The sequence below is a fragment of the Streptomyces sp. BI87 genome (assembly GCF_025957665.1).
In the GTDB taxonomy this organism is placed as follows: Bacteria; Actinomycetota; Actinomycetes; order Streptomycetales; family Streptomycetaceae; genus Streptomyces; species Streptomyces albidoflavus.
The window spans coordinates 5465296-5477128 of sequence record NZ_CP110079.1; the positions used below are offsets into that span (position 1 = coordinate 5465296).

Sequence of the window (11833 nt, forward strand, 5' to 3'; positions counted from 1 at the left end):
GGTGTCTGACATGGCCGACCCCTCCAGCTACCGTCCGAAGCCGGGGCAGATCCCTGACTCCCCGGGCGTCTACCGCTTCCGCGACGACCACCGCCGGGTGATCTACGTCGGGAAGGCGAAAAGCCTGCGCCAGCGCCTCTCCAGCTACTTCCAGGACCTGGCCGGCCTCCACCCGCGCACCCGCACCATGGTCACCACCGCCTCCTCCGTGGAGTGGACGGTGGTCTCCACCGAGGTCGAGGCGCTCCAGCTGGAGTACACCTGGATCAAGGAGTTCGACCCCCGGTTCAACGTCAAGTACCGCGACGACAAGAGCTACCCGTACCTCGCGGTGACGATGAACGAGGAGTTCCCCCGCGTCCAGGTCATGCGCGGCCAGAAGAAGAAGGGGGTGCGGTACTTCGGCCCGTACGGCCACGCCTGGGCCATCCGCGACACCGTCGACCTGCTGCTGCGGGTCTTCCCCGTCCGCACCTGCTCGGCCGGCGTCTTCAAGAACGCCGCCCGCACCGGCCGCCCCTGCCTGCTGGGCTACATCGGCAAGTGCGCCGCCCCCTGCGTCGGCCGCATCAGCCCCGAGGACCACCGCGACCTGGCCGAGGAGTTCTGCGACTTCATGGCCGGCCGCACCGGGGCGTACCTGCGCCGCCTGGAGCGGCAGATGCAGGAGGCCGCCGAGGAGATGGAGTACGAGCGGGCCGGGCGCCTGCGCGACGACATCGAGGCGCTGCGCCGCGCCATGGAGAAGTCCGCCGTCGTCCTCGCCGACGCCACCGACGCCGACCTCATCGCCGTCGCCGAGGACGAGCTGGAGGCGGCCGTCCAGATTTTCCACGTGCGCGGCGGCCGGGTCCGGGGCCAGCGCGGCTGGGTCACCGACAAGGTCGAGGCGGTCGACACCGCCGGCCTCGTCGGCCACGCACTGCAGCAGCTCTACGGCGAGGAGCGGGGCGAGGGCGTCCCCAAGGAGGTCCTGGTCCCCGCCCTCCCCGACAACACCGAGGCCGTCTCCCAGTGGCTCGGCGACCGGCGCGGCACCCAGGTCTCCCTGCGCATCCCGCAGCGCGGCGACAAGAAGTCCCTGATGGAGACGGTCCAGCGGAACGCCCAGCAGTCCCTGGTCCTGCACAAGACCAAGCGCGCCTCCGACCTCACCACCCGCTCCCGTGCCCTGGAGGAGATCGCCGAGGCGCTGGAGCTGGAGAGCGCCCCGCTGCGCGTCGAGTGCTACGACATCTCGCACTTCCAGGGCGACGACGTGGTGGCCTCGATGGTGGTCTTCGAGGACGGACTGGCCCGCAAGAGCGAGTACCGCCGCTTCCAGATCAAGGGACGGGCCGGGGACACCCAGCTCTGGCACGGCCAGGGTCAGGACGATGTCCGCTCGATGCACGAGGTGATCACCCGCCGATTCCGCCGCTACCTCAGCGACCGCGAGCGCACCGGCGAGTGGACCGAGGAGCAGGACGCCACGGAGGGCGGCGAGGTCACGGCCTCCCTCACCGACGAGGACGGCCGCCCCAAGCGGTTCGCCTACCCGCCGCAGCTCGTCGTGGTCGACGGCGGCCAGCCCCAGGTCGCCGCCGCGCAGCGGGCCCTGGACGAGCTGGGCATCGACGACATCGCCGTCTGCGGCCTCGCCAAGCGCCTGGAGGAGGTCTGGGTGCCCGGCCAGGACGACCCGGTCGTCCTGCCCCGCACCAGCGAGGGCCTGTACCTCCTCCAGCGCATCCGCGACGAGGCCCACCGCTTCGCCATCACCTACCAGCGCGCCAAGCGCTCCAAGCGCATCCGCACCAGCCCCCTCGACGACGTCCCCGGTCTCGGCGAGACCCGCAAACAGGCTCTGGTCAAGCACTTCGGCTCGGTCCGCAAACTCCGGGCCGCCACCGTCGAGCAGATCTGCGAGGTCCCCGGCATAGGCCGCAAGACCGCCCTCGCCGTCGCCGCCACCCTGGCCCGGTCCACCCCCTCGGTCGCGGTCAACACCGCCACCGGCGAGATCGTCGGGGACGACGACACGGAGGAGACGCCGGAGAGCGGGGAGGCTCCCGCGACACCGGGGGAGAGCGACGGCCCGGCCACCGAAAGTCCGGCGGACGGCTCGGGCCGGAGCGACGGACGCCCTGCGGAGCCCGTGCACGGTGAGCCCGCCGGGCCCGGCGGGGCGGAGCCTGGTGACGAGGGCGCCGGTCAGTCGGCCCCGGCACCGCTCACCCCGGGCCTGCCGCAGGACGGGCCCCGGTCGCACGGCGAGGCGCGTCCGCTCGTCCATCCGGCCCCGTCCGCGCCTCAGCCGGGCGACGCCGAGACCGCGCGGGTGCCCGGGGAGGGAGACGCCGCGCCGATCCAGGGGGTGGCTCCGCAGCCCGCCGAGGGGGAAGCGGGCCGGGGCGAGGGCGCCCAGACCGGGCCGGGCGGCAATTCCCCGGGCCCGCACCGCGCGGCCGGTTCCCCGGACGGCGGTGCGGCGGGACAGACTGGAGATCCGGAGGTGTCCGGCCCGGCCGAGCAGGAGAGGCCGGGCGACCGGACAGCACCGGACGGCGGACCTGACCAGGCGCCGCCGCAGACCGCACGGAAGAACCGGGGGCAGCAGACATGACCGAGCACGACGGAGACGAGGCACAGGTGGGTACGGGCACGACCGGCGAAACGGTGGAGGCCACCGAGACGGCCATCCCCGAGCTGGTGATCATCTCCGGGATGTCCGGCGCCGGGCGCAGCACCGCCGCCAAGTGCCTGGAGGACCTCGGCTGGTTCGTCGTGGACAACCTGCCGCCCGCCCTCATCCCCACCATGGTGGAGCTGGGCGCCCGCTCCCAGGGGAACGTCGCCCGGATCGCCGTCGTCGTGGACGTGCGCGGCCGCCGCTTCTTCGACAACCTCCGCGAGTCCCTCGCCGACCTCGACGTCAAGAACGTCACCCGGCGGATCGTCTTCCTGGAGTCCTCCGACGACGCGCTGGTGCGCCGCTTCGAGTCGGTGCGCCGCCCGCACCCCCTCCAGGGCGACGGCCGCATCGTCGACGGCATCGCCGCCGAGCGCGACCTGCTGCGCGAGCTGCGCGGCGACGCCGACCTGGTCATCGACACCTCCAGCCTCAACGTCCACGAGCTGCGCGCCAAGATGGACGCCCAGTTCGCGGGCGACGAGGAGCCCGAGCTGCGGGCCACGGTGATGTCCTTCGGCTACAAGTACGGCCTGCCCGTCGACGCCGACCTCGTCGTCGACTGCCGCTTCCTGCCCAACCCGCACTGGGTCCCCGAGCTGCGCCCCTTCACCGGCCTGAACGAAGAGGTCTCCAACTACGTCTTCAGCCGCCCCGGCGCCAAGGAGTTCCTGGACCAGTACACGGAGCTGCTCCAGCTGATCGCCCGCGGGTACCGCCGCGAGGGCAAGCGGTACGTGACGATCGCGGTCGGGTGTACCGGCGGAAAGCACCGCTCCGTGGCCATGTCCGAGAAGCTCGCCTCGCGTCTCGCCTCCGAGGGCGTCGAGACCGTCGTCGTCCACCGCGACATGGGCCGGGAATGACCGGCCGCCCCTCGCGCCTGCGGCGGATGCGGCGGACCACCCCGCCCGCGACCCCTCCGGGGTGGACGCCCCGCCCGCGCCCGCGTGGCCGCGGCGCCCAGCCCAAGGTCGTCGCCCTCGGCGGCGGCATGGGTCTGTCCGCCTCGCTGACCGCGCTGCGCCGCATCACCGGGGACCTGACCGCCGTCGTCACCGTCGCCGACGACGGCGGCTCCAGCGGCCGTCTCCGCGACGAACTGGGCGTGCTGCCCCCGGGTGACCTGCGCAAGGCGCTGGCCGCGCTCTGCGGGGACGACGACTGGGGCCAGACCTGGTCCCGGGTGATCCAGCACCGCTTCCACTCCCGCGGTGACCTGCACGACCACGCCGTGGGCAACCTGCTGATCGTCGCCCTCTGGGAGCAGCTCGGCGACCACGTCCAGGCGCTGGACCTGGTCGGCACCCTGCTCGGCGCGCACGGCAGGGTGCTGCCCATGTCCGCCGTCCCCCTGGAGCTCCAGGCGCTGGTGCGGGGCCACGACCCGGCCCGCCCGGACGACGTGGACACGGTGCGCGGCCAGGCGACCGTGGCGCTGACCCCCGGCGAGGTCCAGTCGGTGCACCTGGTGCCGCACGACCCGCCGGCCGTGCCGGAGGCGGTCGAGGCGGTCCTCGACGCGGACTGGGTGGTGCTCGGTCCGGGCTCCTGGTTCTCCTCGGTCATCCCGCACCTGCTGGTGCCCGAACTGCTCGACGCGCTGCTCTCCACCAAGGCCCGCCGGGTCCTCTCGCTCAACCTCGCGCCGCAACCCGGAGAAACCGAGGGGTTCTCCCCGCAGCGTCATTTGGAGGTTTTGGCCCGACACGCCCCTAAACTCGCCCTGGACGTGGTGCTCGCCGACGAGGCGGCCGTGCCCGACCGCATCTCCCTCGACGACGCCGCCCGGCGTCTGGGGGCGACGGTCGAGCTGGCGCCCGTGGCCCGCCCCGACGGCAGCCCCCGGCACGACCCGGAGCTGCTGGCGGCCGCGTACGACCGTATTTTTCGGATGCATGGAAGGATCGGCCCATGGCGATGACGGCAGCGGTGAAGGACGAGGTCTCCCGGCTTCCCGTCACCCGCACCTGTTGCAGGAAGGCGGAGGTCTCCGCGGTCCTGCGGTTCGCGGGTGGGCTGCACCTGGTGAGCGGCCGCATCGTGATCGAGGCGGAGCTGGACACGGCGATGGCCGCCCGGCGCCTCAAGCGGGACATCCTGGAGATCTTCGGGCACAGTTCCGAACTGATCGTGATGGCCCCCGGCGGGCTGCGCCGGGGCTCGCGGTACGTGGTGAGGGTGGTGGCCGGCGGTGACCAGCTCGCCCGGCAGACGGGGCTGGTCGACGGCCGGGGCCGCCCGATCAGAGGGCTGCCGCCGCAGGTCGTCTCCGGCGCCACCTGCGACGCCGAGGCCGCCTGGCGGGGCGCCTTCCTCGCCCACGGCTCGCTCACCGAGCCCGGCCGGTCCTCCTCCCTGGAGGTCACCTGCCCCGGTCCTGAGGCGGCCCTCGCCCTGGTCGGCGCGGCCCGCAGGCTCTCCATCGCCGCCAAGGCCCGCGAGGTGCGCGGCGTGGACCGCGTCGTGGTCCGCGACGGCGACGCCATCGGCGCCCTGCTGACCCGCCTCGGCGCCCACGAGTCGGTCCTCGCCTGGGAGGAGCGGCGGATGCGGCGCGAGGTGCGCGCCACCGCCAACCGCCTCGCCAACTTCGACGACGCCAACCTCCGCCGCTCGGCGCGGGCCGCCGTCGCCGCGGGCGCCCGGGTCCAGCGCGCCCTGGAGATCCTGGGTGAGGAGGTCCCCGAGCACCTCGCCGCCGCCGGCCGGCTCCGCATGGAGCACAAGCAGGCGTCGCTGGAGGAACTGGGCGCCCTCGCCGACCCGCCACTCACCAAGGACGCTGTCGCCGGACGCATCCGGCGCCTGCTGGCCATGGCCGACAAGCGCGCCCAGGACCTGGGCATCGCCGGCACCGAGGCCGGTCTCAGCGAGGACCTGGCCGACCACCTCGTCGGCTGACGCACCCCCCTGGTCAACGCGGGCGGCCCCGGCTCGCCCGTACGGATGACGCACCGACCGGCCCCGCCTCCCGACACGGGAGAGCGGGGCCGTTCCGCTCGCGGACGGGGGCAACCGCGCGTACCCTGCGGCGGGTTGACGGAGCGTGACGGAAGGGCCGTCGTGGGGGTGCGCGCAACCGCCGTACCGGCTACCGGACAGTAGCGCCGGGGGAGCCCCGGGCGGTCTCCTCCGATGTCACCCCCCGGGCCCCGGAGAGGTAGGGTCGGAGGCGGTCGGGGACATCCCATACAGCTCGCCGGCGTCGAAAACCGGCGTACCAACGAGGAGATCGGCTCGTGACGATCCGCGTAGGCATCAACGGCTTCGGCCGCATCGGTCGCAACTACTTCCGCGCGCTTCTGGACCAGGGCGCGGACATCGAGATCGTGGCTGTCAACGACCTGGGTGACACCGCGACCACCGCACACCTGCTGAAGTACGACACCATCCTCGGCAAGCTCTCCGAAGAGGTCTCGCACACCGAGGACACCATCACGGTCGGCGACAAGACCGTCAAGGTGCTCTCCGAGCGCAACCCGGCCGACATCCCCTGGGGTGAGCTGGGCGTCGACATCGTCATCGAGTCGACCGGCATCTTCACCAAGAAGGCCGACGCGGAGAAGCACCTCCAGGGCGGCGCCAAGAAGGTCATCATCTCGGCTCCGGCCAAGGATGAGGACATCACCATCGTGATGGGCGTCAACGAGGACAAGTACGACCCCGCCACCGACAACGTCATCTCCAACGCCTCCTGCACCACCAACTGCGTGGCGCCGATGGCCAAGGTTCTGGACGAGAACTTCGGCATCGTCAAGGGTCTGATGACGACGGTGCACGCGTACACCAACGACCAGCGCATCCTGGACTTCCCGCACAAGGACCTGCGCCGCGCCCGCGCCGCCGCGGAGAACATCATCCCGACCACCACGGGCGCCGCCAAGGCCACCGCGCTGGTCCTGCCGCAGCTCAAGGGCAAGCTCGACGGCATCGCGATGCGCGTCCCGGTCCCCACCGGCTCCGTGACCGACCTGGTCGTCGAGCTGAAGCGCGAGGTCACCAGGGACGAGATCAACGCCGCGTTCGAGAAGGCGTCCCAGGAGGGGCAGCTCGCGGGCAAGCTGGTCTACACGGCCGACCCGATCGTCTCCTCGGACATCGTCTCGACCCCGGCCTCCTGCACCTTCGACTCGCTGCTGACCATGGCCGAGGGCACCACGGCCAAGATCATCGGCTGGTACGACAACGAGTGGGGCTACTCCAACCGCCTCGTCGACCTCACCGTCTTCGTGGGCGAGCGGCTCTGACCGCTCCCCGCACGGCAGGCAGCACCGCACGATGAGTGACAGGGTCCGGACCCGCGCGACGCAGCGCGGTCCGGGCCCTGTCGCACGCCGGACGCCCGCCCCCACGACCATGCAGCACGAGAGCAGAGCCACGAGTCCAGGAGAGCAGTCATGAAGACGATCGACGAACTTCTCGCCGAGGGCGTGAGCGGCAAGCGGGTCTTCGTCCGCGCCGACCTCAACGTCCCCCTCGCCGACGGGCAGATCACCGACGACGGCCGCATCCGCGCCGTCCTGCCCACCGTGGAGGCCCTCGCCGGTGCCGGCGCCAAGGTGATCGTCGCCTCGCACCTCGGCCGCCCCAAGGGCGCCCCCGACCCGGCCTTCTCGCTGCTGCCCGCGGCCGAGCGGCTCGGTGAACTCCTCGGCAAGCCGGTGGCGTTCGCCCAGGACACCGTCGGCCCCGCCGCCCACGCCGCCGTCGACGGGCTGGAGCCCGGCCAGGTCGCGGTCGTCGAGAACCTCCGCTTCAACCCGGGCGAGACCAGCAAGGACGACGCCGAGCGCGCCACCTTCGCCGACGAACTCGCCGCGCTGGCCGACGTCTACGTGGGCGACGGCTTCGGCGCCGTGCACCGCAAGCACGCCTCGGTCTACGACCTCCCGGCCCGCCTGCCGCACTACGCCGGCTACCTCATCGCCACCGAGGTCGGCGTCCTCAAGAAGCTGACCGACGAGGTCCAGCGCCCCTACGCGGTGGTCCTCGGCGGCGCCAAGGTCTCCGACAAGCTCGGCGTCATCGACAACCTGCTGGAGAAGGCCGACCGCATCCTGATCGGCGGCGGCATGGTCTTCACCTTCCTCAAGGCCAAGGGGTACGAGGTCGGCGCCTCGATGCTCCAGGAGGACCAGATCCCGGTCGTCCAGGAGTACCTGAAGCGCGCCGAGGAGAAGGGGGTGGAGTTCGTCCTCCCCGTCGACGTGGTCGTCTCCGGCGGCTTCCCCGACCTGAAGGCCAAGGAGCCCACCCACCCCGACACCGTCCCCGCCGACGCCATCCCCGCCGGTCAGATGGGCCTGGACATCGGCCCCGCCACCGCGGAGCTGTACGCCGCCAAGCTCGCCGACGCCCGCACCATCTTCTGGAACGGGCCGATGGGGGTCTTCGAGCACCCCGACTACGCTGGCGGCACCCGGGCAGTGGCCCAGGCCCTGCTCGACTCCACGGCCTTCACGGTCGTCGGCGGCGGCGACTCCGCCGCGGCCGTCCGGCTGCTGGGCTTCGACGAAAACGCATACGGACACATCTCGACCGGCGGCGGCGCCAGCCTCGAATACCTCGAGGGCAAGACGCTCCCCGGCCTCGCCGCACTGGAGGACTGAACCACCGTGACTGACACCCAGGGACGCACCCCGCTCATGGCGGGCAACTGGAAGATGAACCTCAACCACCTGGAGGCCATCGCCCACGTCCAGAAGCTGGCGTTCGCCCTGTCCGACAAGGACTACGACGCCGTCGAGGTCGCGGTCCTGCCGCCCTTCACCGACCTCCGGTCGGTCCAGACCCTGGTCGACGGCGACAAGCTCAAGATCAAGTACGGTGCCCAGGACATCTCGGCCCACGACTCCGGGGCCTACACCGGTGAGATCTCCGGCCCGATGCTGGCCAAGCTCAAGTGCAGCTACGTGGCCGTCGGCCACTCCGAGCGCCGTCAGTACCACCACGAGACCGACGAGCTCTGCAACGCCAAGGTGAAGGCCGCCTTCAAGTACGGCATCACCCCGATCCTCTGCGTCGGCGAGGGCCTCGACGTCCGCAAGGCCGGCGAGCAGGTCCCGTACACCCTCGCCCAGGTCGACGGCGGCCTCAAGGACGTCCCCGCCGAGCAGGCCGAGACGATCGTCATCGCCTACGAGCCGGTGTGGGCCATCGGCACCGGCGAGGTCGCCACGCCCGAGGACGCCCAGGAGGTCTGCGGGGCGATCCGCGGCCGGCTGGCCGAGCTGTACTCCCAGGAGCTGGCCGACAAGGTCCGCATCCAGTACGGCGGCTCCGTCAAGGGCGGCAACGTCGCGGCGATCATGGCCCAGCCCGACGTGGACGGCGCCCTGGTGGGCGGTGCCGCGCTGGACACGGACGAGTTCGTCAAGATCGTCCGCTTCCGCGACCAGTGAGCCCGCGCTTCCGCGACCAGTGAGTATGCGGTAGAGCGGAATCGTCGTACCCTTGCGGGGGCCGGGGACACCCGGCCCCCGCAGTCCATCCAGTTCCGAGGAAGTTGGTCCAGCCGTGGTTATGGGGTTCTCGATCGCCCTGATCGTCTTCAGCCTGCTGCTGATGCTGCTGGTGCTGATGCACAAGGGAAAGGGCGGCGGCCTCTCCGACATGTTCGGTGGCGGCATGCAGTCCTCCGTGGGTGGCTCCTCGGTCGCCGAGCGGAACCTCGACCGGATCACGGTCGTCGTCAGCCTGCTCTGGTTCGCCTGCATCGTGGTGCTCGGCCTGCTGATGAAGCTGGACTGAGCCACCCGGCACCGTCGACGCCGGTCCCGATCCGGGCGCGCCGCCTATCATGAGGCGTGCGCCCGGCGGGTGCCGCGTCCGCGGAGCCCTCAACTCCGCTCCCTGGACGCCCGTCGCGGCATCCGTACACTGGTGCGCCCGCGGCGGAGCCGGTCACGCTTCGCGGCACCATCACGCAGGGAGTGACGACTGTGGCAAGTGGCAACGCGATCCGCGGCAGCCGGGTCGGAGCGGGGCCCATGGGGGAGGCCGAGCGGGGCGAGTCCGCACCGCGCCTGCGGCTCTCCTTCTGGTGCGCCAACGGACACGAGACCCAGCCGAGCTTCGCCAGCGACGCGCAGGTCCCCGACACCTGGGACTGCCCCCGCTGCGGCTTCCCCGCCGGCCAGGACCGGGACGACCCCCCGGCGCCGCCGCGCACCGAACCGTACAAGACGCACCTCGCCTACGTCCGTGAACGGCGCTCCGACGCCGACGGGGAGGCGATCCTCGCCGAGGCCCTGGCCAAGCTCCGCGGCGAGATCTGAGCCGCGCGCCGCCCGGCCACCGGCCGTTGTCCCGGTGGCCGTCTCCCGGCCTCTCTGTGGCACCACCGCGAGCGCCCCGCCATCAATTAGGTTGGTGGGGCAGCGGGGCAAGCCCAGACGAGAGAAGGCGGAAAGTCACCGATGAACCCAGCAAGCCGAACCGGGCTGTCCCAGCGGCCGCAGTGGACCGCGCTCGCCGACCACCGCGTGGCGCTCGGCGAGGTGAGCCTGCGTCAGCTCTTCGCCGACGACCCGGACCGCGGTGAGCGGTACACCCTCCGCGTCGGCGACCTGCACATCGACTACTCCAAGCAGCTCGTCACCGACGAGACGCTGACGCTGCTGCGGGAGCTGGCCGAGGCCACCGACGTGGCCGGGTGGCGCGACGCGATGTACCGCGGCGAGCGCGTCAACACCACCGAGAACCGCGCCGTCCTGCACACCGCGCTGCGCGCCCCGCGCGGGGCCGTCGTCGAGGACGGCGGGCCCGGCGGCCCGAACGTCGTCCCCGAGGTCCACCAAGTCCTCGACCGCATGGCCGACTTCGCCGACCAGGTGCGCTCCGGCGCGTGGACCGGCGCCACCGGACGCCCACTGCGGAACATCGTCAACATCGGCATCGGCGGCTCCGACCTCGGCCCCGCCATGGCCTACGAGGTGCTGCGCGCCTTCTCCGACCGCGACCTGACGGTGCGTTTCGTCTCCAACGTCGACGGCGCCGACCTCCACGAGTCGGTCCGCGACCTGGACCCGGCCGAGACCCTCTTCATCGTCGCCTCCAAGACCTTCACCACCATCGAGACCGTCACCAACGCGACCTCGGCCCGCCGTTGGCTACTCGACGGCCTCGGCGCGGGCCCCGAGGCCGTCGCCCGGCACTTCGTGGCGCTCTCCACCAACGCCGAGAAGGTCACCGAGTTCGGCATCGACCCGGCCAACATGTTCGCGTTCTGGGACTGGGTCGGCGGCCGCTACTCCTACGACTCGGCCATCGGCCTCTCGCTGATGATCGCCATCGGCCCGGAGCGGTTCCGCGAGATGCTCGACGGCTTCCACCTGGTCGACGAGCACTTCCGCACCGCGCCCCCCGAGGAGAACGTGCCGCTGCTGCTGGGGCTGCTCGGCATCTGGTACGGCAACTTCCACGACGCCCAGTCGCACGTGGTGCTGCCCTACTCGCACTACCTCTCCCGCTTCGCCGCCTACCTCCAGCAGCTCGACATGGAGTCCAACGGCAAGCGCGTCCAGCGCGACGGCGAGCCCGTCGCCTGGCAGACCGGCCCGGTGGTCTGGGGCACGCCGGGCACCAACGGCCAGCACGCCTACTACCAGCTCCTCCACCAGGGCACCAAGCTGATCCCGGCCGACTTCATCGGCTTCGCCCGGCCCGTCGAGGAGCTGCCGGACGGCCTCGCCGCCCAGCACGACCTGCTGATGGCCAACTTCTTCGCCCAGACGCAGGCGCTGGCATTCGGCAAGACCGCCGAGGAGGTCCGCGCCGAGGGCGTCCCCGAGGAACTGGTGCCGCACCGCACCTTCCCCGGCAACCGGCCCACCACCACCATCCTGGCCGACGAGCTGACCCCCTCGGTCCTCGGCCAGCTCGTCGCCCTCTACGAGCACAAGGTGTTCGTGCAGGGCGCCGTCTGGGGCATCGACTCCTTCGACCAGTGGGGCGTGGAGCTCGGCAAGGTCCTCGCCAAGGAGGTCGAGCCGCTGCTGACCGCCAAGGACGGCGAGCGCTCCAGCGACTCCCTGGACAGCTCCACCGCCGCCCTCGTCGCCCGCTACCGCGCGCTGCGCGGCCGCTGACCCGGCACGCGCCAGGGCCCGGCCTCCCCTCGGGGAGACCGGGCCCGGGCGCGTGCGGCTCCCGCCCGGC

General features: G+C 72.1%; 9 protein-coding genes and 1 pseudogene. All 10 read left to right on the forward strand.

The features are described from left to right. Positions 1-10: 10 nt before the first annotated feature. Positions 11-2077 (forward strand): annotated as a pseudogene (gene uvrC, locus OIM89_RS24340) (excinuclease ABC subunit UvrC); the annotation flags it as partial. 524 nt (positions 2078-2601) lie between these two features. Further along, positions 2602-3537, forward strand: coding sequence for an RNase adapter RapZ (rapZ, locus tag OIM89_RS24345; protein WP_030695128.1), 936 nt, complete (start codon positions 2602-2604; stop codon positions 3535-3537). Then, complete coding sequence (locus OIM89_RS24350; protein ID WP_030695127.1) at positions 3534-4595, forward strand: gluconeogenesis factor YvcK family protein; 1062 nt, start codon at positions 3534-3536, stop codon at positions 4593-4595. The genes rapZ and OIM89_RS24350 overlap by 4 nt, the downstream gene beginning before the upstream one ends. After that, positions 4586-5575: a DNA-binding protein WhiA gene (gene whiA / locus OIM89_RS24355; RefSeq protein WP_030695126.1), complete on the forward strand. Its 990-nt coding sequence runs from the start codon at positions 4586-4588 to the stop codon at positions 5573-5575. Before OIM89_RS24350 ends, whiA begins: the two co-directional genes overlap by 10 nt. 338 nt (positions 5576-5913) lie before the next feature. Beyond that, positions 5914-6921 carry a type I glyceraldehyde-3-phosphate dehydrogenase gene (gene gap, locus OIM89_RS24360; protein ID WP_030695125.1) on the forward strand — a complete coding sequence of 336 codons (1008 nt, stop codon included), beginning with the start codon at positions 5914-5916 and terminating at the stop codon, positions 6919-6921. A gap of 150 nt (positions 6922-7071) precedes the next feature. After that, on the forward strand, positions 7072-8283 hold the full coding sequence (locus OIM89_RS24365; RefSeq protein WP_264491619.1) for a phosphoglycerate kinase: 1212 nt from the start codon (positions 7072-7074) through the stop codon (positions 8281-8283). 36 nt (positions 8284-8319) lie between these two features. Continuing rightward, the gene (gene tpiA, locus OIM89_RS24370) at positions 8320-9075 is read left to right on the forward strand and encodes a triose-phosphate isomerase (protein WP_030695123.1); all 756 of its coding nucleotides are present in this window, start codon (positions 8320-8322) and stop codon (positions 9073-9075) included. A gap of 121 nt (positions 9076-9196) precedes the next feature. Further along, positions 9197-9424 (forward strand): preprotein translocase subunit SecG, encoded by a 228-nt coding sequence (gene secG, locus OIM89_RS24375; protein WP_008406068.1) that lies wholly within the window; start codon positions 9197-9199, stop codon positions 9422-9424. Positions 9425-9615: 191 nt separating this feature from the next. After that, positions 9616-9951, forward strand: coding sequence for an RNA polymerase-binding protein RbpA (locus OIM89_RS24380; RefSeq protein WP_003947458.1), 336 nt, complete (start codon positions 9616-9618; stop codon positions 9949-9951). Positions 9952-10092: 141 nt separating this feature from the next. After that, positions 10093-11763: a glucose-6-phosphate isomerase gene (gene pgi, locus OIM89_RS24385; protein WP_030695122.1), complete on the forward strand. Its 1671-nt coding sequence runs from the start codon at positions 10093-10095 to the stop codon at positions 11761-11763. Positions 11764-11833: the final 70 nt, after the last annotated feature.